Origin of the sequence: Salipiger sp. H15 (genome assembly GCF_040409955.1) — a bacterium.
Taxonomy (GTDB): domain Bacteria; phylum Pseudomonadota; class Alphaproteobacteria; order Rhodobacterales; family Rhodobacteraceae; genus Salipiger.
In genome coordinates this window covers 170,200-196,069 of the sequence record NZ_CP123388.1, presented here as the reverse complement: position 1 = coordinate 196,069, position 25,870 = coordinate 170,200, and the positions used below count along the sequence as shown (strand labels likewise).

Below are 25,870 nucleotides of genomic sequence, written 5' to 3'. Positions count from 1 at the left end.
CGGGCGCTGCGCCGGTCTCGAAGGCGAAGGCTCACACTTCCTTGGCCTCGTCCTGCGGCAGGTCGGAATGCGCCGCGGCCGCCGCCGCGACGATGCAGTCGCGAAAGCTCTGGATGAAGCGCGAGCGCGAGCCGTCGAGCGCGCGGGTCAGCACGCCCAGATCCCGCGTCACCACGGGATCGACCAGCCTGACCGTGCAGAGCACCGGGTGGTCCGGCGACGGGCAGTTCACCGTCGGTAGCGCACTCACCCCCATGCCCGCCTCGATCATCCCCGCCACCGCGAGGAAGTGGTTGAAATCCATGACCGTGCGCGCCGGGTGGTTGATCGACTGCATCGCCGCATCGGTGACGAAGCGCGTGCCGCTGCCGCTGTTCGCGCCGATGAAGTCGTAGCGCAGCAACTCCGACCAGGTGATCTCGTCCCGGGTGGCCAGCGGGTGGTCGCGGCGCAGCACCGCCATGAACGGATCGGCCCGGATCAGCTCGAAGTCCACGTCCTTGTTCCTGTGCGGCAGGAAGCTCGAGACCGCGAGGTCGAGCGTGCCCTCGTGGATCGCGGCAAAGAGCCCCTCGGCCGTGTCATCCCGCGCATGCACCATCACCTCGGGGTGCTCCGCCCGGAACTGCCGCAGCGCCATGGGCAGGTACTTGACCGCCGCCGAGGCGAGAAAGCCGAGCCGGAGCGTCACGTTGCGGTCCTTGCCGAAGTCCCGTGTCCGGTCGAGCGCGTCGCGCAGCGCTGGCAGCAGCCGCGACAGGTGCGCCTGCAGCTCGGCCGCTTCCGCGGTGAGCCGCACCGAGCGCGTACTCCTGTCGAAAAGCCGCGTGTCGAGGTGGGCCTCGAGCTGGGCGATGTTCTGCGAGAGCGCCGGCTGCGACATGCCGAGCCGGTCGGCGGCAAGCCGGAACGAGCGGGCTTCGGCGACCGCGAGAAAGGCTTCGAGCTGGCGGGGAGGGGGGAGGCTCATTGATTGACTTTGCTTAATTATGGTTCAATTAATACGATTTGTCTTATGTCAGGGCAAGCGATATGCGGTGCGGCGTTATCACGCAGGCCAGGTCGTGAATGACCGCCTTCCCCACGTCGTCAACGAGGGACACCTTGAACTCCAGAACCGATCTCCCCCGGGCCAGCCGCCGCCAGCTGCTGTTCGGGACCGCAGCCGTATTCGCCACGCTTGCCACGCCGGGCGCGCTGCGCGCGGCCCTTTCGGCGGGTGCCGAAGAGAAGTTCCTTTCGGCCTCGCAGCTGCTGGTGAACCATCACCTCGACCCGGCGGTGGGGGCGCGCATCGCGCGCTTCGCCAGCGCCACCTATCCCGACCTCGAGCAGATGCTCGACGCGATCATCGACACCGCCGCGGCCCGCGACGCGCGCGAGGTAGAGCAGTTCTTCGAGGACCTGCCCGAAGGCCCGCTGCGCGACTTCGCCTACTGGGTGATCCAGACCTGGTACACCGGCTCGTCCTCCTTCGAGCGGGGCGCGACGCTCTTCACCTACGAGGAGGCGCTGCTCTACCAGCCGACGCTCGACATGGTCGCGATCCCCAGCTTCGGCTTCTCCGCGCCGAACGGCTGGGGCAACGACCTTTATCCGCTTACCGACCTGCCGCGCTTCTGATTCGCCTTCCTTCCTCCTCCCAAGAAAAGCCTCCCCATGACCAGCTCCTCGCAAGTCGTCATCGTCGGCACCGGCGTCGTCGGCGTCGTGATCGCCGAGCAATGCCTCGACGCCGGACTCGAAGTCCTGATGATCGAAGCCGGGCCGCGCGTGTCGCGCGCCCGGATCGTCGAGAACTACCGAAACCTGCCGCTCGGCGCGAAGCCCGACGCCACCGCCTCCTATCCGCCCGCCGACTGGGCGCCGCACCCCTTCTTCGGGCAGGACTATCTCGGCAGCACCGGGCCCGACAAATACGACCCGACCTACCTGCGCTATGCCGGGGGCTCGACCTGGCATTGGGCGGGGACCTGCTGGCGCCTGACACCCGAGGACATGCGGCTGAAATCGCGCTACGGCGTCGGCCGGGACTGGGCCTTCGACTACGAGACGCTCGATCCCTACTACAACATGACGGAAACCGCGCTCGGCATCTGCGGCCCGTCGGACCCGGAGCTGCAATGGCCGCCGCGCCCGCGCTCGATGGACTACCCGATGCCGCACCTGCCGCTGTCGCAGGGCGAGCGGAAGTTCACGCAGGTGGTCCAGGAAAAGCTCGGCCTGCGCAACCTTCCCGTGGCGCAGGCGCGCAACTCGGGCACGCCCTATGACGATCGCCCCGCCTGCTGCGCCAACAACAACTGCGTGCCGGTCTGCCCGGTCGGCGCGAAATACGATGCCGCGACGGCGCTGAACCGGCTCGAGGCCAAGGGGGCCACCATCCTCGACAACGCGGTGGTCCACCGGGTCGAGAGCGGCGAGGGCAACCGGATCGTCGCGCTCCACTACCTCGACCGCAACCGCGTGAGCCACCGCGTCACCGGCGAGCAGTTCGTGCTGGCCTGCAACGGCATCGAGACCCCGAAGCTGCTGCTGATGTCGGCCGACGACCGCAACCCGGCCGGGCTCGCCAACTCTTCCGACCAAGTCGGGCGCAACATGATGGACCACCCGCAGCAGGGCTACACCTTCACCGTGACCGAGCCCTACTGGCTGGGCGCGGGGCCGGTGGTGAACAGCGGCATCATGGAGACCTCGCAGGGCGACTTCCGCGGCGACCACGCGGGCGCCTACTTCCGCCTGAACAACTTCGCCCGCAACCGCTTCATCGCCAAGCAGGCACTGGCGAGCGGCAAGGTCGGCCGGGCGCTCGACGAGGAGATCCGCCGGCGCACCGCCACCTCGGTCAACCTCGTCGCCGCCTACGAGATGCTGCCCGATCCGAACAACCGCCTGACGCTGTCGTCGGACAGGGACTGGCACGGGCTGCCGAAGCCGAGCGTCCACTGGGACGTGGGCGAATACACGCGGCGCGCCTCGCGCGAGTACGGCGAGCCCATGGCGCAGCGGATCGCCGAGGCGATGGGCGCGACCGATTTCAAGCCGGCGGGCGACAAGTTCTCGACCTCCAAGCACATCATGGGCGGCACGATCATGGGCAACGATCCGGCGGACTCGGTCGTCGACCGCCAGTGCCGGGCGCATGACCACGCCAACCTCTACCTGCCCGGCGGCGGCGCCATGGCGTCGACCGCCTGCGGCAACAGCACGATCACCATGACCTCGCTGGCCTTCATGGCGGCAGAGGCGCTCATTTCCGAGGCGAAAGGCGCCTGATGATGTTCCAGAAAGTCACCCTTTCCGCGGGTCTCGCGCTGCTCGCGGGCGCGGCGCTGGCCGCCGATTTCCCCGAGGAGCTGGTCGAGCGCGGCCGCTACGTCGCGACCGCGTCGGACTGCGTCGCCTGCCACACCGGCAGCGAGGACAAGCCCTTCGGCGGCAACCACGTGATCGCCTCTCCGGTCGGCGACATCGTCGCCACCAACATCACCCCTTCTGTGGACTATGGCATCGGCAGCTACACCGAGGCGCAGTTCTCGGACGCGGTGCGGCGCGGCGTGCGCGCCGATGGCGCCAACCTCTACCCGGCGATGCCCTACACGGCCTTTGCCCGGATCACCGACGAGGACATCCACGCGCTCTATGCCTATTTCATGCAGGGCGTGGAGCCCATCGACGCGCCGAGCGCCGAGACACGCCTGCCGTTTCCGTTCAACGTCCGCGCCTCGATGATCGGCTGGAACCTGATGTTCCGCGACACGTCGGTGCATGAGGATGAGCCCGGGAAATCCGCCGAGTGGAACCGCGGCGCCTATCTGGTCGAGGGGCCGGCGCATTGCTCGACCTGCCACACGCCGCGCGGCGTGCTGATGCAGGAGAAGGCCAGCCAGCATCTTGCCGGGGCGCAGGTCGGGGCCTGGTACGCGCCCAACATCACCTCCGATCCGCAGGACGGCATCGGCGCCTGGTCGAAGAACGAGATCGTCGCCTATCTCGCCACCGGCCGCGCCGAGGGCAGGGCGCAGGCGGGCGGCAGCATGGCCGAGGCGGTCAGCCACAGCTTCTCGAAGCTGGGTGAGGACGACCTTGCCGCCATGGCGACCTACCTTGCGGACGTGCCCGCGGTTGCCGGGACCGAGCGGTTCGGTCGGGGGCAGGCCGGGAACATGACCGCGGGCTTCCGCGGCCTCGACGCCGCGCCTTCGGGCCTTGCGGCGGGGGCGCAGGTCTATTCCGCGAACTGCGCCTCCTGTCACGGCATCAACGGCCAGGGCACGAAGGACCAGTATTACCCGAGCCTCTACCACAACTCCGCCACCGCGGGTGCCTCGACGGTCAACTTCATCGCGGCGGTCCTCAACGGCGTCGATCGCGAGACCGCGGACGGGCATGTCTTCATGCCGCCCTTCGGCGAACAGGTGAACGCCTTCAACGCGCTGAGCGACGACGAGATCGCCAGCCTTTCAAACTACGTCTTCGCGCAGTACGGGGCTGCCGACCACGAGGTTTCGGCCGCGGACGTGGCGCAGATCCGGGCGGGCGGTCCGACGTCGGACCTGCTCGCCTGGGTCCACGCGGCACTCGTGGCGGCGATGATCCTTGCTGGCATCCTGCTTGTCGCCGGCGTGATGATCCTGCGTCGGCGCCGCGCGGCCCGCACGTCCTGAACCCCGCGCAGGCAGGGCCAGGCGCCGCTCGGGCGCGCGCTTCAGCTGTCGTGCGGTGACAGCGCCTTGGAAGCGGCAAGCCCGCCCCCGAGGATCAGCTTGCGGCACAGCTTGAGGAACTGGTCGCGCTCCTCCTGCGACAGCACGCCGAAGATCTCGTCCTGCCGCTTCAGCACCTGCGCCTCGATGTCCGCAAGCACCCGCCGCCCCTCGTCGGTCGGGTAGAGCAGCCGGGCCCGGGTGTCCTCGCCGCTGGTCTCGACGGTGATCCAGCCGCGGTCGCGCAACAGTGAAACCGCGCGGCTGACCGAGTTCTGCGGCCGCGGGAACAGCAGCTGGATGTCCTTCGCAAGCAGCCCGGGAAACCGCACCACCGCGTAGAGCGCGGACCAGGCGTGCACCGGCATTCGGTAGGTCTTCTCGAAGAACCTGTTGGACACCTGGTTGTTGGCCAGCACGATGTGGCTCACCGCCATCAGGTAGCGCAGGTCGGAGGTGAAGGTCTCGCGCAGGATGTCGTCGGTCTCGTATCGCAAGCTGTCCTCGCCGTGGCTTTGTCGAGAGGTCTTCGTGGTACCCAGCGCCCCGCAAGGTTGCAATATTTCACGGCGGCATGGCGAAGCATAGCACAGCTTGCGAATTACATCCATTTGGATGTAACGATCCGTCAACCGTTGCGCCTCCCAGATTCCAAGCGAGACACGAATGCCCCAACTTGCCGCCTTTGCCGTGCTGACGTTGATCCTCTTCGTCGGCGACATCGCCGCCACCAGAACCCGCTCTCGGCTGCCGTCGATCTTCGTCTGCGCCGTGCTGTTCCTGATCGGCTACTGGACGTTCTTCCCCTCCGACATCGTACAGGTCGCCGGGTTCGGCACGCCGATCGTCTACCTGTCGATGTTCCTGCTGATCACCAACATGGGCACGCTGCTCTCGCTCGAGGAACTGCGGCGGCAGTGGCGCACGGTGGTCATCGCGCTGCTCGGCATCGCCGGGATCGCGGCGATGCTGTTCACCGTCGGCCGGCTCTTCCTCGACTACGAGACCATCGTCGTCGTGACGCCGCCGCTGACCGGCGGGGTCGTGTCCTCGCTGATCATGTCCGAGGCCGCGGCCAAGGCCGGCTTCGAGAGCCTCGCGGTGCTCGCCATCCTGATCTACGTGATGCAGGGCTTCGTCGGCTACCCGCTGACGTCCTGGATGCTGCAGCGCGAGGGACGCCGCGTGCTGGGCCTCTACCGCAGCGGGCAATGGGCCGGCACCGCCAAGGTCGCGCAGGTCGAGAGCCGTCAGGGCGCCGCGGTGCCCGCGCTGTTCCGCAGCCTGCCGGCGGAGTACAACACCGTCTATTTCAAGCTGTTCCGGCTCGGCCTCGTCGCCTTCCTCGCCTGGGGCGCGTCGGAGCTGGTGAAGCCCTATTTCGAGATCAGCCCCTTCGTGCTGTGCCTCGTGGCCGGGGTCATCGCCTCCTCGGTCGGCTTCCTCGAGCGCCAGCCGCTGCAGCTGGCGAACTCCTTCGGCTTCGTGATCATGGTGCTGATGCTGTTCATCCTCGGCGGCCTCAACCGCGCGACGCCCGAGATGCTGCTCGACCTCGCGGGCCCGATGTTCGGCGCGATCCTGATCGGCGTCGCGGGCATGTACGTCTTCTCCTTCATCGCCGGAAAGCTGCTCGGCAGCACGCCGGCGATGGCCTTTGCCTGCTCGCTGACCGCGCTCTACGGCTTCCCGGCCGACTACGTCATCACCAACGAGGTGGTGAACGCGCTCTCCGACAAGGAAGACGAACGCGAGGTGCTCTCGGCCCACATGCTGCCGCCGATGCTCGTCGCCGGCTTCGTCACGGTGACCATCGTCTCGGTGCTGCTGGCCGGCATCTTCGCGGGGCTGCTGTAATGACCCGGCATGTGAGCGAAGAGCGCATCCGCGGCATGATCGAGGCGCTGGCGGAGTTCACCGCCAGCCCGGGCCGGGGCACCACCCGGCTCACCTACAGCCCGCAGCACCGCGCGGCGCTCGACTACCTTGCCGGCCGGATGCAGGAGGCGGGGCTCGCCACCCGGATCGACAGCGTCGGCAACCTTGTCGGGCGGCTCGAGGGAAGCGATGCGTCGCTTGCCCCGGTGCTGGTCGGCTCGCACATCGACAGCGTGCCGAACGGCGGCGCCTTTGACGGGCCCGCCGGGGTCGTCGCGGCGATCGAGACGGCGTTCTGTCTGCAGCAGTTCGGCGTGACGCCGCGCCGCCCGCTCGAGGTGATCGCGATGATCGAGGAGGAGGGCGGCCGCTTCGGCGGCGGCCTGCTCGGCTCGCGCATCCTGACGGGCCAGCTCGGCCCCGACGCGCTCGCGCCCATGACCGACAGCGAGGGGGTTTCGCTTGGCGAGGCGATGGCGGGCTTCGGCCTCTCGCTGGAGGAAGCGGGCGCCGCCGCGATCCCCGAGGGCGGCATCCACGCCTTCCTCGAGTTGCACATCGAGCAGGGTCCGGTGCTCGAACAGACCGGCGACGCCGTCGGCATCGTGACCTCTATCGTGGCGCTGTCGCAGCTCGAGGTGCGGATCACCGGCGCGGCGGGGCACGCGGGGACGACTCCCATGGCGGGGCGCCGCGACGCGCTTGTCGCCGCCGCCGGGGTCATCGCCGAGCTGCCGGGCCTCTGCGCCGGGATCGACCCCCGCGCGGTGATCACGGTGGGCCAGATCGGCGTGCTTCCCGGCGGCGCCAACGTCATTCCCGAGGCCGCGATCTTCAGCGTCGATGTGCGGGCAGACAGGGTCGGGACGGTCGACGCGATCAAGGCCGCGCTCCACACCCGGCTAGCCTCGGTCGAGGCTGCCGGGTTCGAGGTCCGCACCGCCGAGCTACTCGCGGTGCCCGAGACGCCGATGTCCGAGGAGATCCGCCGCGAGCTGATCGCCGCGGCCGAGGACTGCGGGTTCGCCTGGCGCCCGATGCCGAGCGGGGCGGGGCATGACGCCATGGTCCTGTCGAAGATCGCGCCGGTCGGGTTGGTCTTCGTGCCGAGCCGCAACGGCGTGTCGCACACCCCCGAGGAATGGACCGACTACGACCAGCTGGCGCGCGGCGTCGAGGTGGTCTTCCGGGCTGCGCGGGCGCTGACGGCCTGAGGGTGCATCCCGACGCGGGCAAACAAAGGAATGCGGGAAGGGGCCTGAATGTCCTTCCCGCAAGAGCCTGTCTTCTTCAGGGAACCCGGTCTTGCCGGGTCACGCCCGGCAGTCGACCAGCACCTTGACCATGCCCGCGTCCGGATCCGTGACCAGGTCGAAGACATCACCCGCGGCGCTGAGCGGCACGATCCGGGTGATCAGGTTCAGCAGCGGCGCCTCGAGCTGCGCGACAAGCTCGGTGGCGCGGCGGAATTCCTCCCGCGTGTAGACCCGCGAGCCGACCAGCTTCAGCTCCTTGAAGCTCATGTCGAGCAGCGCGACCGGGGTCGGAGCCTTGAAGAGCGAGGCAAGGCAGATCGTGCCGCCGGTGCGCACCAGCCGCGTCATCTCGAGCGCCGCGGGCACGGCGCCGGAGCATTCCACCAGCACGTCCGCCCCGTCGCCGCCGGTGGCCGCGGCCACCGCCTCGGCAAGGCTGTCGCGGCTGGCGTCCACGGTCTCGAACCCCAGCTCCCCGGCCAGCCGCAGCCGACCCGGCGCGATGTCCGAGACGAGGATCCGCCCGGCCCCGGCTTGGCGCAGCATCAGCGCGGTGATGAGCCCGATCGGCCCCGCGCCGGTGACGACGCAGGTGTCGCCCATCGTCACGCCGGCGCGGTCGGCGACGCGCAGGCACACGGCGACCGGCTCGATCAGCGCGGCCAGCTCGTCCGACACGTGGTCCGGCACCGGCACCAGCAGCTCGGGCGCGACGGTCATCTCCTCGGCCATGCCGCCGTCGCAGTCGATGCCCAGCAGGCGCAGGCTGGCACAGACATGCGGGCTGCCGGTGCGGCAGGGATGGCAGGTCCCGCAGGAGAGCAGGGGGAAGGCGGTGACGCGCTGGCCTGCCTCGAACCCGGCATGATCCTCGATCACCTCGCCGACGAACTCGTGGCCGAGGATCAGCGGCGCCTGCGCGCGCGGGTGGCTGCCCGCGTAGATGCCGATGTCGGTGCCGCAGACGCCGCAATAGTGCAGCCGCAGCCGGACGCCCCCGGTGGCGGGCAAGGGCACGTCGCGCACGGCGACGCTCCGCGGGCCCTCGTAGACCAACGCTTTCATGTCTTCCTCCTGCTCAGGTCTGGGGATCGCGCTCAGGCGATCGCGTAGCCGCCGTCGATCGGGATCACCGTCCCGGTCATGAACCCCGCGAGCGGCGTGGCGAGGAACATGGCGGGCCCCGCCAGATCGCCGGGCTCGCCCCAGCGGCCCATCGGGGTGCGCCCGAGGATGCCGCTTTCGCGCGCCGCGTCGCCCTGCAGGTCGGCGGTCAGCGGGGTGCGGATCCAGCCCGGCGCGATGGCGTTCACCCGGATGCCGTCCTTGGCCCAGGCGATGGCCAGCGACTTGGTCAGCTGGGCGATCCCGCCCTTCGAGGCCGAGTAGCCCGGCACCAGCCCGCCGCCGAAGAACGACAGCATCGAGGCGGTGTTGATCACGCTGCCGCCGGTGCGCGCCAGCGCGTCATGCGCGGCATGGGCGCAGCGCATCGAGCCGTTGAGGTTGACGTCGACGACCTGCTCGAAGACCGCGGGCTCCAGCTCGGCGCCGCGGCGGATCAGCCCGGCGCAGTTGACCAGCGTGTAGAGATCGCTCTGCCCGCCGATGACCTCGGTCACCGCCGCGCCGTCACGCACGTCGAGCACGTCGAAGCGCAGGGCCTCGCCGAGCCCGAGCTCTTCCGCCTTCGCGGTCGCCGCCGCGGCCTCGGCTTCGGTGAGCCCCGTCGCGGTGACCCGCGCCCCGGCCCGGGCGAAGCCAAGCGCGATGCCGAACCCGATCCCCGAGGTGCCGCCGGTCACGAGGACCGAGCGGCCTTCGAGGAAAGGCGCGGCCCAACCGCCGCTGAGGGCGGAGATGTCGCTTCTTTCCATCTTGGTCATCTGATGAACTGGTCGAGGTAGCTCGCGCCGAGCCCGACTTCCTCGTAGTGCTTGCGGCACATGTCGATCTTGGTGAACACGTCCTCGAAGCCGACGTGCTTGTTGTCCTCGTCGACGTAGTACATGCAGCCCTGGATGTTGAAGAAGGTGATCATCTCCTCGCAATCCTCGGGCACGGTCAGGGTGTGGATCTCTCCCGGCGGCTCGAAGACGAAGGAGCCGGTCTCGGCGATCCAGTCATGCTCGAGGTAGTGCCAGCGGCCCTTGATCACGTAGCCGGTGACCGGGGCGGGGTGCAAATGCTTGCTGAGCACGCCGGACTTGCGCACCCGCAGCAGGTTGCACCACTGCCCGGCCATGGTGTTGAGCAGGAGCGGGCGGAACCACACGTCCGGCGCCTGCGGGACCCAGACCCGTTCGTCCTCGGGGATTGCCATTTCGGCAATCTCGGGAACGGCGAGCGGATGGGTCGATCCTTTCATAGAAGCATACATCAGGATTTCCCTTAGTTAGCGAGAGAGCTTCGGTCGGGTTTGCCGCGCCCGGAGAGGCGGCGCAGCAGGGACACCGCCGGCGGCGCGAGCCAGACCAGCAGCGTGATCACGCCCAGCACCCCGGCGATGGGGCGTTCGAAGAAGGCGAGCAGGTTGCCATCCGCCTTGATCATGCTGGACATGAAGTTCTCCTCCACGACCCGGCCGAGCACGAGGCCCAGCACCAGCGGCGCGGCGGGATAGTCGTTCGCCTCCATCACCCAGACCAGCACGCCGACGGCGGCGAGCGTCCAGAGATCGAAGAGCGCGTTGTTGGTGGCGAAGGTGCCGAGGATGCAGAGCAGCAGGATCGAGGGATAGAGCTTGCCCATCCGCACGCCGAGCAGCTGCCGCCCGCCGATGATGGCCAGCAGGCCGAGCGGGATGATCAGCAGGTTCGCCAGCACGAAGACGATGTAGATCGCGTTGACGAGGTCGGGTGAGGTGACAAAGACCATCGGCCCCGGCTGGATGCCCTTGAGCACCAGCACGCCGACCACGATCGCGGTGATCGAGTCGCCGGGGATGCCGAAGACCAGCGCCGGCACGTAGCTGCCCGAGAGCGCCGCGTTGTTGGCCGAGGCGGCCCCGGCGATGGCCTCGGGCTCGCCCTTGCCGTAGTTGTCCGCGCGCTTCGAGAACTTCTGGCTGATCGCGTAGGCGATCCAGGCGGCAATGTCCGCTCCGGCGCCGGGCAGCGCGCCGATGAGCGTGCCGATCAGGCTGCCGCGGGTCACCGCGCCCTTGTGGGTCCAGAGGTTGCGGCCCTGGCCGCGCAGGATCGACAGCCCGGCCTTGGCCGGCTTCTGCGGGGTGATGAGCGGGTGCTGCGCCGAACGCAGGATCTCGGCCACCGCGAAGGCGCCGATCATCACCGCGATCAGCGAAACGCCCGCCTGCAGGTCGATCAGCCCGAAGGTGTAGCGCGGCAGGCCGGTGGTCACGTCGAGGCCGATCATCGTGAGGAACAGGCCCAGCAGCAGCGACATCGTGCCCTTGAGCCGGTCGCGCCCGGCCACCAGCGTGGCGCAGGAAAGGCCGAGCAGCGCCAGCCAGAAATACTCGTAGGTCGAGAAGAGCAGCGCCACCTCGGCCAGCTGCGGTGCGGCCAGCACCAGCACCGCCGTGCCGATCAGCCCGCCGATCACCGCCACCATCATCGAGGTGCCGAGCGCGAGGTCGAGCCGGCCCATGCGGTTCAGCGCGTCGAGATCGCGCATGTAGGCGGCCGAGGCCGGGGTGCCGGGGATGCGCAGCAGCGCGCCCGGGATGTCACCGGCAAAGATCGACATCGCCGAGCAGGAGACGATGGCGCCGATGGCCGCCACCGGCGAGAGGAAGAAGGTCACCGGCACCAGCAGCGCCACCGCCATGGTCGCGCTGAGGCCCGGGGTCGCGCCGACGAAGAGGCCGAAGGCCGAGCCGAGCAGGATCACCCCCAGCACGTCGAGGCTGAAGACCATGTGAAAGGCTGAAATCAGGACATCCATGTGGGGCGCCTCAGAACAGGGAGCCGGGGAAGGGCCCGGTTGGCAGGGGCACGCGCATCACCTCGATGAAGAAGAGCGTGACGACGAGACAGACGGCGACGGCCACGACGGCGGCCGCGATCGGGCGCTCGTCCCAGAGCAGCGCGGTGACGAAGACCAGCACCACCGAGACCGGCAGCGAGCCGAGCATGGGGGCCAGCAGGCCGTAGAGCACGACCGAGAGGGGCACGAAGACGATCCGCGCCAGCCGCTTGGGGCTGCGCATCCAGTCCTCGACGGGCGGCAGGAGCCGCACCTCCGCGCCCTGCATCCGCGCCGCGAGGCTGCGCCCCGCGATCAGCAGGCCGAAGAGCACGAAGCCGCAGCCGATGATGCGCGGGAAGAGCCGCGGAGATGCGGCCCCCGCAGGTTCGGGGAAGCCTTGCGCCTGCAGGACCACGAAGATCCCCAGCACCGCAAAGCCGAGCCCGGTCCAGATATCCGGAAGCCGCATCCCTCTACTCCTCAGCTGCCGCGCTGCGCGAGGCCGATGGCGTTCATGACCTCGCCGACGCTCTTCTGCGTCTCGCCGAGGAAGTCAGAGAACTCGGCGGCGTTCAGGTAGCGGGCGCCGAAGCCCTGCTGCGCCATGAAGGACTGGAACTCCTCGCTGTCGAAGACGGTCTTCACCGCGGCCTCGAGCTTGGCGGCGGCCTCGGGATCCATGTCCTTGGGGCCGACGACGCCGCGCCAGGTGCCGCCCGAGTAGGGCGTGCCGGTCTGCTCGGCGGCGGTGGGCACGTCGGGGAAGGCCGGGTTGCGCTCGTCGGCGAAGACGGCCAGCACCTTGGAGCGGCCGGCATCCATCATGGTCTTGCCCTCGGGCAGCGACGACGGGATGATCTGCACGCCGCCGGCGGCCAGTTCCTGGAAGCCCGGTGCGGCGCCCTGCGACGGCACCATGGTGACCTTCAGCGGATCGACGCCCTGCTGCTGCAGGAAGCCCGCGAAGGCAAGGTGGTAGGCTGCGCCGACGGCGGTGCCGGACATCTTGAAGGTGCCCGCGGGCTCGGCCTTGATCGCCTCGACGGCGTCACCGACGGTCTCCCAATCGCTGCTTGCGGAGACGTGGAAGGCGCCGCTGTCGAAGTTCACCAGCCCGATCGGGGTGAAGTCCTCGTTGGTGAACTCGGCGTTGCCGGTCCAGTAGTAGGTCACCATCTCGGCGGTGGCGAAGCCGATGGTGTAGCCGTCGGTCGGCGCGGTCACCATGGCGTTGTGGCCGACGACGCCGGCGCCGCCCGAGCGGTTGACCACCGCGACATTGGTGCCGAGCTCGGCTTCCAGCCCCTTGGCCAGCATCCGCGCGACGGCATCGGTGCCGCCGCCGGCGTTCCACGGCACGATCATGGTGATCGGCTTTTCGGGGTATTCGGCCATGGCGGTGCCGGCCGCCGCGAGCAGGGCAATGCTCGCGAACGTCATCTTCTTCAGCATGGGGGTCTCCTCCGGTTAGCTGAATGTCTTGGTGAGGTTGTGCCTTTCCAGGTGGCGACGCGTGAACCAGATGGTGTCGAGCATCGCCTGTCGGGCGGCCGCCGCGTCCTTGCGCTCGATGGCGTCAAGCACGTTGCGGTGGTTGATCAGGTTGTTGCGGAAATTCTCCATGTGGGTCTCGATGGCAACCCGGAAGAGCTGGCCGAGCACGGCGTCGATGGCCGTGTCGAAGGCCTCGAGCACCGGGTTGCCGGTCGAGGCGAGAATGGCGAGGTGGAACTCCCGGTCGGCGCGGATGGCGGCGACGACGTCACCGGACTCGGCGGCGGCCTCCATCTTGTCATAGGCGACCCGGATCGCGGTGATGGCGCTGCGGCAGGCGCGCTCGGCGGCGAAGCCGGCGGCGGCGGGTTCAAATATTTCGCGGGCCTCGTCGATCGAGCTCATCAGTTCGACGTTGAAGCCGCCCGGCGGCATCATCCATCGCAGCACGTCGCGGTTCAGCAGGTTCCAGAGCTTGCGCGGCAGCACCCGCGTGCCGATGCGCGGCCGCACCTCGACCAGCCCGAGCGCGACCAGCGTGCGGATCGCCTCGCGCAGGGTGGTGCGGCTGACCCCGAGGTCATCCATCAGGCTGGCCTCGACCGGCAGGGTGCCCCCGATCTCGTACTCGCCGGCGACGATGCGCCGGCCCAGCGTGTCAAGAGCCTCGGACGCCTTCACGGGGCGCGCGGCGGCGCCGTCGGCTCCCAGGGTTTCAGGCAGTTCGAATTCGCTCACGGCTGTCTCCTCCATGTCAACCTCGGCGGCTGACCGACCGTAGCGCCTCCACCCCACGGTCCAACATGAATCAGTCATAAACATTTTGGTACGATGAATCAAACACATTGATCGTATCAAAGGTAACGTCAATTTGAGCTTTTGAGATCAATGCGTTGTATGGGGACGACGCTCTGACGCGCGGCCTCCGGCGCAGAACAAGAGGATCGGCCGCACGTCCCGCTCCGCCTCCCGAACCTAGGGCGCATCGCGCGAAAGCCCACCCCGGACGTGCCGGGGCGGGCAGGATCCGGCAGGCGCCGTACCTCAGTCGCAGTCGGGTGCCAGCCCCTCGGGCGAGACGATGCGGCCACCCGCCTGCGCCAGCGCGTCGATCCGTCCGATCTCCTCCGCGCTCAGCGTGATCTCATGCCCCTGCGAGGTTGCCCGCAAGGCGCAAGACCCTCGTGGTCCTCGGCAGGGCCACGGTGCCGGGCTCGTGCAGCAGCCAAACCTCGGCGATCTCGGCAAGCACGGGCGCGTCCATCACCTTGACCTGCGCGAGCGGCGCATCGGCCTCGAGCGGGATGCCGGCGGGCCCGATGTGTCGAATGGTCATGCTCGAGACCCTTTCACTCTGCGGGAAGGGGGGAAGCGGCCCGGTCGAGACGACCGGAGAGCCGGGTCAGCAGCACGCCGACCGCGACGACGGCCGCACCGAGGAAGGGCGCCGCGGCAAGCCCGCTGCCCTCGACGACGAGCCCGCCGGCCCACGCGCCAAGCGCGATGCCGAGGTTGAAGGCGCCGATGTTGAGCCCCGAGGCCACATCGACCGCGTCCGGCGCGACCTCGCGGGCGATCTGCACGGTATAGACCTGCAGCGGCGGCACGTTGGCAAAGGCGAAGCCGCCCCAGACCGCGATCACCGCGATGGCGGCGACCGGCGACGAGAGCGTCAGGCCAAACGCCAGCAGCACCGCCGACAGCCCGATGAAGATCAGCGTCAGCGCGCGCACCGCGCCCATCCGGTCCGCCAGCTTGCCGCCGACGATGTTGCCGACCGCGACGGAGGCGCCGTAGAGCAGGATGACGAGGCTCACCGCGCCCGCGCCGAGCCCGGTCACCTCGCTCAGCATCGGGGCAAGGTAGGTGAAGGCGATGAAATTGCCGCCGTAGCCGATCGCGGTGATCAGGTAGACCAGCAGCAGCCGCGGCGATGTCAGCACCCTGACCTGCGCGCTCAGCCCCGGTGCGGCGCGCCGGCGCAGGGTGCCGGGCACCAGCAGCGCCGAGGCGATCAGCCCGATCACGCCCAGCACGACCACGCCGAGGAAGGTGGACTGCCAGCCGAAGCTCTGGCCGATCCACGTGCCGAGCGGCACGCCGGTGACCAGCGCGACGGTCAGGCCGAGGAAGACCAGCGCGATGGCCGAGCTTTCCTTCTCGCGATCCACCAGATCGGTGGCGATGGTCGAGGCGATGGCGAAGAAGACGCCATGCGCAAGACCGGTCAGGAAGCGCGCGGCGATCAGGCTGTCATAGCCGGGCGCAAAGGCGGCGAAGGCATTGCCGGCAATGAACAGCGCCAGCAGCGACAGCAGCAGGGTCTTGCGCGGCATGCGCCCGGCAAGCGCGGTCAGCACCGGCGCGCCGATGGTCACGCCAAGCGCGTAGAGGCTGACCAGCAGGCCCGCCGAGGGCAGGGACACGCCGAGGTCCGCGGCGATGGTCGGGATGAGGCCGACGATCACGAACTCGGTCGTGCCGACGGCGAAGGCGCTGATCGTCAGCGCCCAGAGAGCTAAGGGCATGGGAGGCTCCTGTTTCCACTTTCGCCGCGAAGATGGCCGCGCTAGGCTTTTGCGTGAACAGACAGGTTGGCAAAGGCTCGTTGCGCCAGATGCACGAATTACCGCAGACCCGGGATCTTGCGGCCTTTGTCGCGGTGATCGAGGCCGGGGGTTTCGCCGAGGCCGGCAGGCACTTTGGCGTGGCGCCCTCGACGCTGAGTCGGACGGTCACCCGGCTCGAGGCGCAACTGGGCGTGACATTGCTGCGCCGGAGCACCCGTGCGATCGAACTCACCCTTGAGGGGCGCGACCTGCTCGCGGCGGCGCAGGACATCGTCACCCGGACCGAGGCGCTCGCCGATCTCGCGGCGCAGGGCCGTGCGCCGCGCGGCCCCCTGCGGGTGAACGCGCCGGCGGGCTTCGTCCTGCACGTCATCGCCCCGCAACTGGCCGAGTTCCACGCGCGCTTTCCCGAGGTCGAGGTCACGCTCGACATGACCGATCGCCTCGTCGACCTGATCGACAGCCATGCGGATGTGGCGATCCGCTTCGGCCGACTGGCCGACAGCGAGGTGCTGCAGCGGCCGCTGGGACGGACGCCGTGGCGGCTGGTGGCGGCTCCCGCCTATCTTGACCGCGAAGGCTGGCCCGACCGCCCCGAGGCGCTTGCGCGACTGCGGCAGGTCCGCTTCACCGCGCCGTCGCACATCAACGCCCTGCATTTCGAGGGGCTCTCCGGGCCAGTCGAGGTGCCCGCCTCGGTCTACGCCGAGAACGGCGAGGCGGTGCGCGGCCTCATCCTCGGCGGCATGGGGATCGCGCGCCTGTCGGAGTTCATGGTGGCCGAGGATATCGCCGCGGGGCGGCTGGTGTCGCTGTTCCCCGATCGCCTGCTGGCGGAGTCGCTGGAAATCACCGCGCTCTATCTCACCCGGACCTCGGGACTGCGGCGGCTCGCGGTCTTTCTCGACTGGCTGTCGGAAAACCTGTCCCGCAGCGGCGCCTGGACCGCCTGATCTCGGCACACGTCTTTACGCAACATGTGAGACTCGCTCCAAGCCGGACGCCTCCGCCGAAGCGCGCGCCGCCGGGCCGCGATATGCCCAGCTGAACCAACCCCATCGACGGGCCCGGGGCAAACGTGCATTCTCTGCCGGGCGGGAGAAGCGGAACGACGTTCCGGGTGCCGCGCGTCAGCTTGAGACAGGGGCCTTTTCTTTCCGGAGCCATTGATCCTCGCGCCCCGGAAAGTCACCTAGTGCTCCTAATTCAAAGGAGTTGCCAAGATGCTCAGATCCATCGCCACCGCCTCAGTCCTTGCCGCCGCGATCACCGCCGGGCTCGCCGGTGCCGCCGCCGCGCAGGAGGCCCAGACCCTGCGGGTGGGCATGTCGGGCGGCTATTTCCCCTTCACCTTCGTCAAGCAGGACGTGCTGCAGGGCTTCGAGGTCGACGTGATGAACGCCGTCGGCGAGGTGACCGGCCTCGACGTGGAGTTCGAGACCATGTCCTTCTCGGGTCTCGTCGGCGCGCTCGACGCGGGCCGCATCGACACGATCGCCAACCAGATCACCATCACCCCCGAGCGCGAGGCCAAGTTCGCCTTCACCCAGCCCTACGTCTACGACGGCGCGCAGGTGGTGGTGCGCAAGGGCAATGAAGAGATCACCGGCGTCGAGGACCTGCGCGGGCGCACCGTGGCGGTGAACCTCGGCTCGAACTTCGAGCAGCTGCTGCGTGAGCTGCCCTTCGCCGACGAGATCGAGATCAAGACCTACGAGTCGAACATCGCGCAGGACACCGCGCTCGGGCGCGTCGATGCCTTCGTGATGGACCGCGTCTCCTCGGCGCAGCTGATCCAGGAAAGCCCGCTGCCGCTGGCGCTGGCCGGCAAGCCCTTCTCGGAGATCCACAACGCGCTGCCCTTCCGCAAGGACGAGGCCGGGACCGCGCTGCGCGACGAGGTGGACGCGGCGCTGACCACGCTGCGCCAGAACGGCACGCTGGCCGAGATCTCGCAGAAGTGGTTCGGCACCGACATCACCAGCCCGGAGTGACGTGATGCGGGGACTGGACCTCGACTACATGCTGGGGCTGGTCCCCGTCATCCTGCGCTACGTCCCGCTGACACTCGGAATGGCGGCGGCGGGGATGGTGCTTGCGCTCATCCTCGCCTCGCTGCTGGCGGTCGAGCGGGTGTTCCGCATCCGCTGGCTCGACTGGGCGGTGGTGCTGTTCATCAGCTTCTTCCGCGGCACGCCGCTGCTGGTGCAGCTCTTCCTCTTCTACTACGGCCTGCCGCAGGTGCTGAGCTTCCTGACCAACATCAACGGCGTTACCGCCGCGATCATGGGCCTCACGCTGCACTTCTCGGCCTACATGGCCGAGACGATCCGCGCCGCCATCCTCGGCGTCGACCGCAGCCAGTGGGAGGCGGCGCAATCCATCGGCATGACCCAGCTGCAGATGATGCGGCGGATCATCCTGCCGCAGGCCTCCCGGGTCGCGGCGCCGACGCTGGTCAACTACTTCATCGACATGATCAAGGGCACCTCGCTGGCCTTCACGCTCGGCGTCACCGAGATGATGGGCGCGGCACAGAAGGAGGCGGCGGGCAGCTTCCTCTACTTCGAGGCCTTCCTCGTCGTGGCGCTGATGTACTGGGCCATGGTCGAGCTGCTGAGCCAGGGCCAGAAGCGGCTCGAGACCTATCTGAACAAGGCGTATGCACGATGATTTCCGTCCGCGGCCTCCGCAAGACCTTCGACGGCACGGCGGTGCTGGATGGCATCGACCTCGACATTGCCCCGGGCGAGCGGGTGGTGATCATCGGCCCTTCGGGGACCGGCAAGTCGACCCTGCTGCGCTGCCTCAACTTCCTCGACCAGCCCGACGCGGGGCAGATCACCATCGGGGACGTGACGCTCGACGCCGCGCATGCGACGCGGGGCCAGATCCTCGCGCTGCGCCGCCGCTCGGCCTTCGTCTTCCAGAACTACGCGCTCTTTGCCAACAAGACCGCGAAGGAAAACATCATGGAGGCGCTGGTCACCGTGCAGGGCCGCCCGCCGGCCGAGGCCGAGGCGCGCGCGCTCGAGGTGCTGGCCGAGACCGGGCTTGCCGAGAAGGCGGACAGCTACCCCGCCAGCCTTTCGGGTGGGCAGCAGCAGCGCGTCGGCATCGGCCGGGCCATGGCGATCGGCGCCGAGCTGATGCTCTTCGACGAGCCGACCTCGGCGCTTGATCCCGAATGGGTGGGCGAGGTGCTCGACCTCATGCGCCGCGTCGCCGCGCACCACCAGACCATGCTGATCGTCACCCACGAGATGCAGTTCGCCCGCGAGATCGCCGACCGGGTGATCTTCATGCACGGCGGCAAGATCGTCGAGGAGGGGCCGCCCGAGCAGGTCTTCGGCGCGCCGAAGGACGAGCGGCTGCAACGGTTCCTCAGCCGGCTGTCCTACTGAGATGCTGTGCGGGGTCGGCGTGCCGATGCCCGCGACCTTCTTCCGCAGGTGCCGCGTGCCCTTCCCATGCCGGGCAAGCGCGCGCCGTCCGGAGACGGCGGCACGGCTTGGCAACGGGCACGGGCGGAGGGTTCAGGCGGGCGCCTGATCCTGGATCAGCACCGGCGAGAAATAGGTCTTGCTGCGGCCACCGAGGGTGATCGGGTCGATCATCGACACGCAGGTCTGGTAGTGGGAGGTCTTGCGGTGCTCGTCGAGCGCCGCCTCGCTCTCGAAGATCTCGTAGACGTAGAAGTTGTTCTCGTCCGCGGGGTCGTGCAGCAGATCGAAACGCAGGTTGCCCGGCTCTTTCCGCGTGCCTTCGCAGTTCAGCGTGAAGGCCTTGAGGAAGGTGTCGCGCGTGCCCTCCTGGACCTTGATGTTGACGAGTTGGATCAGCATGACCGTGTCCTTTTTGCGTGAGATGGAAAGCCTCAGATGCCGGGCGCCTGCCACATCGAGGTGGTGGTGCCGTCAAGCACGAGCTGGCGCTGCGCGGCGTAGGCGTGGGCCCACCGCGCGCCGGCCTCGTCGTAGAGCGGGCGCAGCGCGGTGTTCGGGGTGAAGGTGCGCTCGATCCGCGTCCAGGCGCCGCCCGCCTCGGCGAGCGAGCCGAAATGCCCGGCGCCGGTGGCGGCGGCCGAGGCGCAGCCCTGCGCGGTGGCCTCGGTCACCTGCGGCGTGACCACGGTCAGCCCGGTGACGTCGGCGAGGATCTGCGACCAGTGCGCGGATTTCGCGGCGCCGCCGGCGAAGACCAGCCGCTCGGGCCGGTGGCCGGTGAGGGCGAAGACCGCCTCGAGGTTGCGGTGCGCGACGATGGCGGCATTCTCCTGAAGCGCTCGAAAGATCGCGGCGGGACCCGCCGCCGCCGCATCGAGCGAGAGGTTCAGCAGCGAGGGCGCGGCGTGGAACCAGTCGCCGTAGCGCATGACGTCGGAAAAGATCGGGATGATCCCGTGCGCGCCGGGCGGCACCGCCATCGAGTCGGCCTCGAGCGCCGCGTAGCCCTTGCCGTTGCCGAAGGCGTCGCGGAACCAGCGCATGACCGCGCCGGTGAAGAAGCTGATCGCCTCGGCCTGATTGAGACCGGCGACCATGTGCGGGTTGATGCGCAGCTTCATGCTCGGATCGGTGAGCGACAGGGGCACGTTGACCACCTGCTGCCAGAAGGTGCCGCCAAGCACCGCGCAGTCACCTTCATGCACGATGCCGAGGCCGAGCGCGCCGGTCTGGCAGTCGCCGCCGCCGGCGACGACCAGCGTGCCGGGGGCCAGCCCGGTCTCGGCCGCGGCGGCGGCATGGACCCTGCCGATGACCTCGCCGGTGGTGACGCCGCGGGGGAAGAGGTCGGTGGGCAGGCCGACGGTCTCCAGCGCTCCGGTCAGCGGCGCGCGGGTGCGGAGGTCGAGCAGGCCGGTGGTGCCGCCGTTCGAGGGCTCGAGCGTCAGCTCGCCCGAAAGCCGGTAGAGGATCCAGTCCGAGAGCATGGTGAGGCTGCGCGCTCGGTCGAGCGTCTCCGGGGCGTGGCGGCGCAGCCATGCGAGGCGGGGCAGGGCGCCGAGCGCATAGGTCTGGCCGGAGCGCGCGTAGATCTCGGCCTCGAGCCCGGGGTGCGCCTGCTTCAGCTCGCGCACCTCGTCCCCCGCGCGGGCATCGACGTTGGCGCAGGCCCAGATCTCGGCACCGCTGGCGTCATGCAGCACGAAGGCCTCGCGCATGGCGGTGGCGCTGACCGCGCGGATCTCGACGGGATCGATACCACTCGCCGCGATCACCTCGCGGCAGCAGCGCGCGAGCGCCGCCCAGTTGCCCGCGGTGTCGAAATCCATCGAGCCGGGGTAGCGCGGGTCGGTGGCGTGCCACCACTCCTGTCCCGAGGCGGCGATCTCGGCGCCGGTGTCGTCGAAGAGCACGGCGCGGCCGCTGCCGGTGCCGGCGTCGAAGGCAAGGAAATAGGGCATGGTCAGGCCTCCGCCGCGTCGAGCAGGGCGAGCGCGGTCGGCTCGTCGGTGATCAGGATGTCGAGGATCTCGCCGCGCAGGGCCGAGAGGATCGGGCCGGTCTTGCTCGGCCCGCCCGCCGCGCCGATTACCCGGTCCGAGGCGCGCAGCTGCTCGAGGTCGACGCCGACCACCCGGTCGTGCAGCGGCACGCCGATGTCCTGCCCGCGTCGGTCGTAGAAGCGGCAGAGGATGTCGCCGCGCGCGCCGCCCCGGCGCAGCGGGTCGATCTCGCCCGCCGGGATGTAGCCTTGCGTCACCACCGTCGCGCTCTCGCTGAGCCCGCCGATGCCGACCAGCTTGTAATCCGCCTCGAGCGCCTGCGCCATCAGCGCGGCGATCGACGGCTCCTGCATGAGCGCGCGCGCCAGCTCGGGCGTCGAGACCACGAGCGGCGCGGGGATGATGTTGACGTTGCGGTGCCAGTTCGCCTCGCGCATTCCCTCGACGTAGGTCTGCACGCCGCCGGTGAGGGAATAGAGGCCGATGCCGCGCTCCTGCGCCGTATGGCCGAGCATCCGGATCGAATGGGTGACGGTCTCGCCCCAGCCGACCGAGAGCGTCTCGCCGGGGGCGAGCTTCTGCATCAGGTACTGGGCGGCGGCCTGTCCGACGCGCAGGTTCACGTCCTCGACCGAGCTTTCGGGAATCACCCGGCAGTCGCTGAGCCCGAACTGCTGGCGCATCCGGGTCTCGAGCTCGAGGCAGCCCTGCTGGCGCGAGTTGATCCGCACCTGGATGAGCCCCGAGCTGCGCCCGGCATCGAGCAGGCGCGAGACCTTGATGCGCGAGATGTTGAGGATGTCGCCGACTTCGCTCTGGGTCAGCCCGTCGTTGTAATAGAGCCAGGCCACGCGCGCCATGAGGGCATCGTCGGTGTCGCTCTGGGGCTGTTCCATCATCGGACGGGTCCTTTTCCTGCGGGCTGCAAGCGAGATCATAATAGTTCTTCATCAAACATTTGAACAAGTCAACTGCCCAATTGTGCGGCAGTGCAGCGTAATAATTGCACATTTTCGGATTGACATAAGGTAACACGGCTGCACAAATGATGTGTCTGAGTGCAAATGAACATCACTGCGATGATCGACTCGCACTCCCGGCATCGGTGAGGAGGCGTCATGGAAACTGTGCTCGCGGAGTTGAAATCCGTGTCGAAAAGCTACGCGGGCGTCCCCGTGCTGAAGGGGGTCGATTTCTCGATCCGCGCCAGCGAGGTCCATGCGCTGCTGGGCGGCAACGGCGCGGGCAAGTCGACGCTGATGAAGATTCTGGCGGGGCTCGTCTCCGCCTCGGGCGGCGAGGTGCGGCTCGGCGGCGCGCCGCTGCATCCCGCGACCCCCGCGCAGGCGCAGGCCATGGGCCTCTACCTCGTGCCGCAGGAGGCGCATATCTTTCCCAACCAGTCGGTGCTCCACAACATCTGCGTCGGCATGCCGAAACCCGCCGGTGCCTACCGCGCCCGGGTCGAGGAGCTGATCGCCCAGCTTGGCGTCTCGCTGTCGCCCGATGCCAAGGCCGCGACGCTCGAGATCGCCGACCGGCAGATCGTCGAGATCCTGCGCGGGCTGCTGCGCGAGGCCAGGGTGCTGATCCTCGACGAGCCGACCTCGGCGCTGACCCCGCACGAGGTCGAGACGCTGTTCGGCCACATGCGCGCGCTGCGCGCCGAGGGGCACGGGCTGGTGTTCATTTCCCACAAGCTGCACGAGCTGCGCGCGGTCTCCGACCGGATCACCGTGCTGCGCGACGGCTACGTGGTGCTGAGCGAGCGGATGCGCGCGAGCCCCGATGCCGAGATCCTCGCCGCGATGAGCCCGGGCGTCACTGCGCTCGACGCGCGCGAGCGGCAGCGCGAGATCACCGGCGCCCCGGTGCTGGCGCTCGAGGGGCTGAGCGGCGAGGGCTTCGTGGACATCTCGCTGTCGCTGCGGGCGGGCGAGATCCTCGGGCTGACCGGCGTGGTCGGCGCCGGGCGCACGGAACTGGCCGAGACGCTGGTCGGGCTGCGCCCGCGAAGCGCCGGGCGGGTCACGCTTGCGGGCAAGGACTTCCGCGCCAAGGGACCGGGAGCCGCGGTGAAGGCTGGGATGGTGCATCTTTCCGAGGACCGCCAGCAATACGGGCTCTTCCTCGAGGCGCCGCTCTACTGGAACACCTCGTCGCTGGTGCATGACCGGCTGCCCTTCCTGCTGCGGCCCGGGCAGGAGCGCCGCCGCTTCGAGCAATACCGCGAGACGCTGGGCATCCGCTGCGCTGGCCCCGACCAGCCGGTCGGGAGCCTGTCGGGCGGCAACCAGCAGAAGGTGCTGCTGTCCAAGTGCCTCGCCGCCGCGCCGCGGGTGCTGATCCTCGACGAGCCGACGCGCGGCGTCGACGTCGGCGCGCGCAACGACATCTACCGCATCATCGAGGACCTCGCCGAGACCGGCACCGCGGTGCTGCTGATCTCGTCCGACTTCGACGAGGTGCTGCGCCTGTCGGACCGGATCGCCGTGATGGCGGGGGGTCATCTCGCGGGGGAATTGCCCGCCGGGTCCAGCACCGACGACATCGCCCAGCTTGCCTTCGAGGCCGGGGAGGCCGCCCATGCTTGAACGCATCGCCCGCGACCGAGTCGCGACGCTCTTCTTCGTCACGCTGGCCGTGCTGCTGGCCGTCGGCGCCGCCGCGCCGGGCTTCCTGTCGCCGCGCACCGCGAGCATCATCTGGTCCAATGGTCTGGTGCTGATGCTGGTGGCGCTGGGGATCTTCCCGATCATCCTCACCCGCAACATCGACGTCTCGGGCGGCTCGGTGCTGGGGCTCTCGGCGGTGACGCTGGGGCTGGCGCTGAACGCCGGAGTCGCGCTGCCGCTCGCCTGCGCCGCGGCGCTAGGCGTCGGGCTGCTGGCCGGGGCGCTCAGCGGCGCGCTGGTGGCGCTGCTCGGGGTACCCTCGATCGTGGCGACGCTCGGCACGCTCGGGCTCTTCCGCGGGGTGATGCTGATCGCGACAGGCGGCGAGTGGATCGAGGAACTGCCCGAGGCGCTGAAGGCGCTCGGCGCCAAGTCGGTCGCGGGCCTGTCGGTCATGGGGCTGGTCACCGCGGGCGTCATCGTCGCGGTCTGGCTGTTCCTGCGCTCGCGCCGGGGCGGCTGGGTCAAGGTCGTGGGCGACAACCGCGCCGCGGCGCGCCACCTCGGCCTGCCGGTGAAGCGCATCGAGTTCCTCTGCTTCGTCTGGGGCGGCGCGATGTACGCGCTGGCCGGGATCACCTTTGCCGCGCAGATCGGCTTCGTGCCGAACCAGGCGGGCAGCGGCATCGAGCTGCGCGCCATCGCCGCGCTGGTGCTCGGCGGGATCAGCCTGCTGGGCGGGGTGGGGACCGTGGCGGGCGTGGTCATCGGGGTGATCTTCTTCACCTCGATCGACACCTCGCTCGTGTTCCTCAAGATCCCCGCCTACTGGAACGACCTCATCGGCGGCGCCATGCTGCTGACCGTCCTGCTGATCGACGGCCGGCTGCGCATCGCGCTCGAGGCCCGTGACCGCGCCGCGCGCTACCGCCGCTCGAGCCACAAGATTGCCCCGCGCAGCGACCTGGAGGATGCCGCATGAAACGCCACCTGATGCGCTGGGAAGTGCTGCTCTTCGTAGTGCTGCTGGCCGAGCTCGCCATCTTCGGCATGATCAACCCGCGCTTCCTGCGGCCCTCGTCGCTGCTCTTCGGGACCTCGGACTTCGTGCAGGTGGGCATCGTCGCCGTGCCGCTCACGCTGGTGATCATCGCCGGCGGGATCGACGTGAGCTTCGCCTCGACCGTGGGGCTTGCCGCGATCACCTTCGGCATCGCCAACTTCTTCGGACTGCCGCTGCCGCTCTCGCTGCTGGTGGGCTTCGCCACCGGCGCAGCCGCGGGCCTGCTGAACGCAGTGGTGATCCGGCTCACCCGGCTGCAACCGCTGGTGGTGACGCTGGGCTCGCTCTACATGTTCTCGGGCGCGGCGACCGTGCTCTCGGGGCTGGTCGGCGCGAGTGGCTACGAGGGGATCGGCGGCTTTCCCGCCGGGTTCACCGCGCTCGGCTACGCGCAGGTGCTGGGCCTGCCGATGCCGCTCTTCGTGTTCCTGTGCTTTGCCGCGCTGCTGCTGGTCCTGCTGCACCTGACGCGCTTCGGACGGCTGGTGTTCCAGGTCGGCCAGAACGCGGATGCCGCGCGCCATTCGGGCATGCCGGTCTTTCGCGTGCAGCTGGTGACCTACGTGCTGACCGGGCTTGCCGCCGCGCTCGCGGGGCTCATGCTCTCGGCCTATTTCGGCTCGGCCCGGGTCGATCTCGGCAGCGCCACGCTCCTGCCGGCGATCACCGCGGCGGTGCTCGGCGGTGCCTCGATCTACGGCGGGCAGGGCTCGGTCCTCGGCACGATCATCGCCACGTTCATCATCGGCTACCTGCAGCAAGGCCTGCAGATGAGCGGTGTGCCCAGCCAGATTTCCAGCGCGCTGTCCGGGGCGCTGCTGGTCCTCGTAGTCGCCCTGCGCCACGGCGCAGAGCTGCTCCGGGACGTCTTACCGGTCCGCTCGCGGCAGGCTCACTGACCCC

At 69.2% G+C, this 25,870-nt stretch carries 27 protein-coding genes; 12 read left to right on the top strand and 15 right to left on the bottom strand.

Going from position 1 to position 25,870, the window contains the following annotated elements:
• Positions 1 to 31 precede the first annotated feature (31 nt).
• Positions 32 to 970, bottom strand: a complete 939-nt coding sequence (locus PVT71_RS27120; protein WP_353476346.1) for a LysR family transcriptional regulator — start codon at positions 968 to 970, stop codon at positions 32 to 34.
• Between the two features lie 134 nt (positions 971 to 1,104).
• Between PVT71_RS27120 and PVT71_RS27115 the strand changes: the two genes are divergently transcribed.
• The 3 genes from PVT71_RS27115 to PVT71_RS27105 are packed head-to-tail and all read left to right on the top strand — an operon-like array spanning position 1,105 to position 4,670.
• Complete coding sequence (locus PVT71_RS27115; RefSeq protein WP_353476345.1) at positions 1,105 to 1,623, top strand: sugar dehydrogenase complex small subunit; 519 nt, start codon at positions 1,105 to 1,107, stop codon at positions 1,621 to 1,623.
• 36 nt (positions 1,624 to 1,659) lie between these two features.
• Positions 1,660 to 3,279, top strand: a complete 1,620-nt coding sequence (locus PVT71_RS27110) for a GMC family oxidoreductase (RefSeq protein ID WP_353476344.1) — start codon at positions 1,660 to 1,662, stop codon at positions 3,277 to 3,279.
• Positions 3,279 to 4,670, top strand: coding sequence for a cytochrome c (locus tag PVT71_RS27105; protein WP_353476343.1), 1,392 nt, complete (start codon positions 3,279 to 3,281; stop codon positions 4,668 to 4,670). Before PVT71_RS27110 ends, PVT71_RS27105 begins: the two co-directional genes overlap by 1 nt.
• Before the next feature lie 41 nt (positions 4,671 to 4,711).
• On the opposite strand, the gene PVT71_RS27100 is transcribed toward PVT71_RS27105, so the two are convergent.
• Complete coding sequence (locus tag PVT71_RS27100; protein WP_353476342.1) at positions 4,712 to 5,206, bottom strand: MarR family winged helix-turn-helix transcriptional regulator; 495 nt, start codon at positions 5,204 to 5,206, stop codon at positions 4,712 to 4,714.
• 169 nt (positions 5,207 to 5,375) lie between these two features.
• Here PVT71_RS27100 and PVT71_RS27095 point away from each other — a divergent pair, with 169 nt between their 5' ends.
• Both PVT71_RS27095 and PVT71_RS27090 read left to right on the top strand, forming a co-directional pair.
• Positions 5,376 to 6,566, top strand: coding sequence for a hypothetical protein (locus tag PVT71_RS27095; protein ID WP_353476341.1), 1,191 nt, complete (start codon positions 5,376 to 5,378; stop codon positions 6,564 to 6,566).
• Positions 6,566 to 7,801 carry a Zn-dependent hydrolase gene (locus PVT71_RS27090; protein ID WP_353476340.1) on the top strand — a complete coding sequence of 412 codons (1,236 nt, stop codon included), beginning with the start codon at positions 6,566 to 6,568 and terminating at the stop codon, positions 7,799 to 7,801. Before PVT71_RS27095 ends, PVT71_RS27090 begins: the two co-directional genes overlap by 1 nt.
• 99 nt (positions 7,802 to 7,900) lie before the next feature.
• Here PVT71_RS27090 and PVT71_RS27085 read toward each other — a convergent pair whose 3' ends face one another.
• From PVT71_RS27085 to PVT71_RS27040, 10 genes are all read right to left on the bottom strand, one after another.
• Positions 7,901 to 8,908: an alcohol dehydrogenase catalytic domain-containing protein gene (locus tag PVT71_RS27085; RefSeq protein ID WP_353476339.1), complete on the bottom strand. Its 1,008-nt coding sequence runs from the start codon at positions 8,906 to 8,908 to the stop codon at positions 7,901 to 7,903.
• 32 nt (positions 8,909 to 8,940) lie between these two features.
• Positions 8,941 to 9,720: an SDR family oxidoreductase gene (locus tag PVT71_RS27080; RefSeq protein ID WP_353476338.1), complete on the bottom strand. Its 780-nt coding sequence runs from the start codon at positions 9,718 to 9,720 to the stop codon at positions 8,941 to 8,943.
• A 5-nt stretch (positions 9,721 to 9,725) separates the two neighbouring features.
• The gene (locus tag PVT71_RS27075; RefSeq protein WP_353476337.1) at positions 9,726 to 10,223 is read right to left on the bottom strand and encodes a 2,4'-dihydroxyacetophenone dioxygenase family protein; all 498 of its coding nucleotides are present in this window, start codon (positions 10,221 to 10,223) and stop codon (positions 9,726 to 9,728) included.
• Positions 10,224 to 10,234: 11 nt separating this feature from the next.
• A complete protein-coding gene (locus PVT71_RS27070; protein ID WP_353476336.1) occupies positions 10,235 to 11,752 on the bottom strand; it encodes a tripartite tricarboxylate transporter permease in 1,518 nt (505 codons plus the stop codon).
• A gap of 10 nt (positions 11,753 to 11,762) precedes the next feature.
• Entirely contained in the window at positions 11,763 to 12,245 is a 483-nt protein-coding gene (locus PVT71_RS27065; RefSeq protein WP_353476335.1) for a tripartite tricarboxylate transporter TctB family protein, read from the bottom strand.
• Between the two features lie 11 nt (positions 12,246 to 12,256).
• Positions 12,257 to 13,228 carry a tripartite tricarboxylate transporter substrate binding protein gene (locus PVT71_RS27060; RefSeq protein ID WP_353476334.1) on the bottom strand — a complete coding sequence of 324 codons (972 nt, stop codon included), beginning with the start codon at positions 13,226 to 13,228 and terminating at the stop codon, positions 12,257 to 12,259.
• 15 nt (positions 13,229 to 13,243) lie between these two features.
• Positions 13,244 to 14,008, bottom strand: a complete 765-nt coding sequence (locus PVT71_RS27055; RefSeq protein ID WP_353476333.1) for a FadR/GntR family transcriptional regulator — start codon at positions 14,006 to 14,008, stop codon at positions 13,244 to 13,246.
• Between the two features lie 306 nt (positions 14,009 to 14,314).
• A complete protein-coding gene (locus PVT71_RS27050) occupies positions 14,315 to 14,440 on the bottom strand; it encodes a hypothetical protein (protein WP_353476332.1) in 126 nt (41 codons plus the stop codon).
• Positions 14,415 to 14,606, bottom strand: coding sequence for a hypothetical protein (locus tag PVT71_RS27045; RefSeq protein ID WP_353476331.1), 192 nt, complete (start codon positions 14,604 to 14,606; stop codon positions 14,415 to 14,417). Before PVT71_RS27045 ends, PVT71_RS27050 begins: the two co-directional genes overlap by 26 nt.
• 13 nt (positions 14,607 to 14,619) lie before the next feature.
• Complete coding sequence (locus PVT71_RS27040; protein ID WP_353476330.1) at positions 14,620 to 15,798, bottom strand: MFS transporter; 1,179 nt, start codon at positions 15,796 to 15,798, stop codon at positions 14,620 to 14,622.
• A gap of 89 nt (positions 15,799 to 15,887) precedes the next feature.
• Between PVT71_RS27040 and PVT71_RS27035 the strand changes: the two genes are divergently transcribed.
• The 4 genes from PVT71_RS27035 to PVT71_RS27020 all read left to right on the top strand — a co-directional run bounded on the left by PVT71_RS27035 (position 15,888) and on the right by PVT71_RS27020 (position 19,244).
• Positions 15,888 to 16,793 (top strand): LysR family transcriptional regulator, encoded by a 906-nt coding sequence (locus tag PVT71_RS27035; protein WP_353476329.1) that lies wholly within the window; start codon positions 15,888 to 15,890, stop codon positions 16,791 to 16,793.
• A 270-nt stretch (positions 16,794 to 17,063) separates the two neighbouring features.
• Entirely contained in the window at positions 17,064 to 17,834 is a 771-nt protein-coding gene (locus PVT71_RS27030; RefSeq protein ID WP_353476328.1) for an amino acid ABC transporter substrate-binding protein, read from the top strand.
• Between the two features lie 4 nt (positions 17,835 to 17,838).
• Positions 17,839 to 18,513, top strand: coding sequence for an amino acid ABC transporter permease (locus PVT71_RS27025; RefSeq protein ID WP_353476327.1), 675 nt, complete (start codon positions 17,839 to 17,841; stop codon positions 18,511 to 18,513).
• Positions 18,510 to 19,244: an amino acid ABC transporter ATP-binding protein gene (locus PVT71_RS27020; RefSeq protein ID WP_353476326.1), complete on the top strand. Its 735-nt coding sequence runs from the start codon at positions 18,510 to 18,512 to the stop codon at positions 19,242 to 19,244. The genes PVT71_RS27025 and PVT71_RS27020 overlap by 4 nt, the downstream gene beginning before the upstream one ends.
• Positions 19,245 to 19,376: 132 nt before the next feature.
• On the opposite strand, the gene PVT71_RS27015 is transcribed toward PVT71_RS27020, so the two are convergent.
• Genes PVT71_RS27015 through PVT71_RS27005 form a run of 3 tightly spaced genes read right to left on the bottom strand, consistent with a single transcriptional unit; the run spans position 19,377 to position 22,188 of the window.
• On the bottom strand, positions 19,377 to 19,685 hold the full coding sequence (locus tag PVT71_RS27015; RefSeq protein WP_353476325.1) for an antibiotic biosynthesis monooxygenase: 309 nt from the start codon (positions 19,683 to 19,685) through the stop codon (positions 19,377 to 19,379).
• 32 nt (positions 19,686 to 19,717) lie between these two features.
• On the bottom strand, positions 19,718 to 21,247 hold the full coding sequence (gene lsrK, locus PVT71_RS27010; RefSeq protein ID WP_353476324.1) for an autoinducer-2 kinase: 1,530 nt from the start codon (positions 21,245 to 21,247) through the stop codon (positions 19,718 to 19,720).
• Positions 21,248 to 21,249: 2 nt separating this feature from the next.
• Positions 21,250 to 22,188: a sugar-binding transcriptional regulator gene (locus PVT71_RS27005; protein ID WP_353476323.1), complete on the bottom strand. Its 939-nt coding sequence runs from the start codon at positions 22,186 to 22,188 to the stop codon at positions 21,250 to 21,252.
• Positions 22,189 to 22,407: 219 nt separating this feature from the next.
• On the opposite strand from PVT71_RS27005, the gene lsrA reads away from it, so the two are divergent.
• The 3 genes from lsrA to PVT71_RS26990 are packed head-to-tail and all read left to right on the top strand — an operon-like array spanning position 22,408 to position 25,866.
• A complete protein-coding gene (gene lsrA, locus PVT71_RS27000; protein WP_353476322.1) occupies positions 22,408 to 23,883 on the top strand; it encodes an autoinducer 2 ABC transporter ATP-binding protein LsrA in 1,476 nt (491 codons plus the stop codon).
• Positions 23,876 to 24,886 (top strand): autoinducer 2 ABC transporter permease LsrC, encoded by a 1,011-nt coding sequence (locus PVT71_RS26995; RefSeq protein WP_353476321.1) that lies wholly within the window; start codon positions 23,876 to 23,878, stop codon positions 24,884 to 24,886. Before lsrA ends, PVT71_RS26995 begins: the two co-directional genes overlap by 8 nt.
• Positions 24,883 to 25,866, top strand: coding sequence for an autoinducer 2 import system permease LsrD (locus PVT71_RS26990; protein WP_353476320.1), 984 nt, complete (start codon positions 24,883 to 24,885; stop codon positions 25,864 to 25,866). Before PVT71_RS26995 ends, PVT71_RS26990 begins: the two co-directional genes overlap by 4 nt.
• Positions 25,867 to 25,870 lie beyond the last annotated feature (4 nt).

Excerpts from the sequence above, each read along its gene's own strand:
- PVT71_RS27120 (WP_353476346.1), bottom strand. The coding sequence starts at position 970 with ATGAGCCTCCCCCCTCCCCGCCAGCTCGAAGCCTTTCTCGCGGTCGCC.
- PVT71_RS27110 (WP_353476344.1), top strand. The coding sequence starts at position 1,660 with ATGACCAGCTCCTCGCAAGTCGTCATCGTCGGCACCGGCGTCGTCGGC.
- PVT71_RS27105 (WP_353476343.1), top strand. The coding sequence starts at position 3,279 with ATGATGTTCCAGAAAGTCACCCTTTCCGCGGGTCTCGCGCTGCTCGCG.
- PVT71_RS27095 (WP_353476341.1), top strand. The coding sequence starts at position 5,376 with ATGCCCCAACTTGCCGCCTTTGCCGTGCTGACGTTGATCCTCTTCGTC.
- PVT71_RS27090 (WP_353476340.1), top strand. The coding sequence starts at position 6,566 with ATGACCCGGCATGTGAGCGAAGAGCGCATCCGCGGCATGATCGAGGCG.
- PVT71_RS27085 (WP_353476339.1), bottom strand. The coding sequence starts at position 8,908 with ATGAAAGCGTTGGTCTACGAGGGCCCGCGGAGCGTCGCCGTGCGCGAC.
- PVT71_RS27080 (WP_353476338.1), bottom strand. The coding sequence starts at position 9,720 with ATGGAAAGAAGCGACATCTCCGCCCTCAGCGGCGGTTGGGCCGCGCCT.
- PVT71_RS27075 (WP_353476337.1), bottom strand. The coding sequence starts at position 10,223 with ATGTATGCTTCTATGAAAGGATCGACCCATCCGCTCGCCGTTCCCGAG.
- PVT71_RS27070 (WP_353476336.1), bottom strand. The coding sequence starts at position 11,752 with ATGGATGTCCTGATTTCAGCCTTTCACATGGTCTTCAGCCTCGACGTG.
- PVT71_RS27065 (WP_353476335.1), bottom strand. The coding sequence starts at position 12,245 with ATGCGGCTTCCGGATATCTGGACCGGGCTCGGCTTTGCGGTGCTGGGG.
- PVT71_RS27060 (WP_353476334.1), bottom strand. The coding sequence starts at position 13,228 with ATGCTGAAGAAGATGACGTTCGCGAGCATTGCCCTGCTCGCGGCGGCC.
- PVT71_RS27045 (WP_353476331.1), bottom strand. The coding sequence starts at position 14,606 with ATGACCATTCGACACATCGGGCCCGCCGGCATCCCGCTCGAGGCCGAT.
- PVT71_RS27040 (WP_353476330.1), bottom strand. The coding sequence starts at position 15,798 with ATGCCCTTAGCTCTCTGGGCGCTGACGATCAGCGCCTTCGCCGTCGGC.
- PVT71_RS27035 (WP_353476329.1), top strand. The coding sequence starts at position 15,888 with ATGCACGAATTACCGCAGACCCGGGATCTTGCGGCCTTTGTCGCGGTG.
- PVT71_RS27030 (WP_353476328.1), top strand. The coding sequence starts at position 17,064 with ATGCTCAGATCCATCGCCACCGCCTCAGTCCTTGCCGCCGCGATCACC.
- PVT71_RS27025 (WP_353476327.1), top strand. The coding sequence starts at position 17,839 with ATGCGGGGACTGGACCTCGACTACATGCTGGGGCTGGTCCCCGTCATC.
- PVT71_RS27020 (WP_353476326.1), top strand. The coding sequence starts at position 18,510 with ATGATTTCCGTCCGCGGCCTCCGCAAGACCTTCGACGGCACGGCGGTG.
- PVT71_RS27015 (WP_353476325.1), bottom strand. The coding sequence starts at position 19,685 with ATGCTGATCCAACTCGTCAACATCAAGGTCCAGGAGGGCACGCGCGAC.
- lsrK (WP_353476324.1), bottom strand. The coding sequence starts at position 21,247 with ATGCCCTATTTCCTTGCCTTCGACGCCGGCACCGGCAGCGGCCGCGCC.
- PVT71_RS27005 (WP_353476323.1), bottom strand. The coding sequence starts at position 22,188 with ATGATGGAACAGCCCCAGAGCGACACCGACGATGCCCTCATGGCGCGC.
- lsrA (WP_353476322.1), top strand. The coding sequence starts at position 22,408 with ATGGAAACTGTGCTCGCGGAGTTGAAATCCGTGTCGAAAAGCTACGCG.
- PVT71_RS26995 (WP_353476321.1), top strand. The coding sequence starts at position 23,876 with ATGCTTGAACGCATCGCCCGCGACCGAGTCGCGACGCTCTTCTTCGTC.
- PVT71_RS26990 (WP_353476320.1), top strand. The coding sequence starts at position 24,883 with ATGAAACGCCACCTGATGCGCTGGGAAGTGCTGCTCTTCGTAGTGCTG.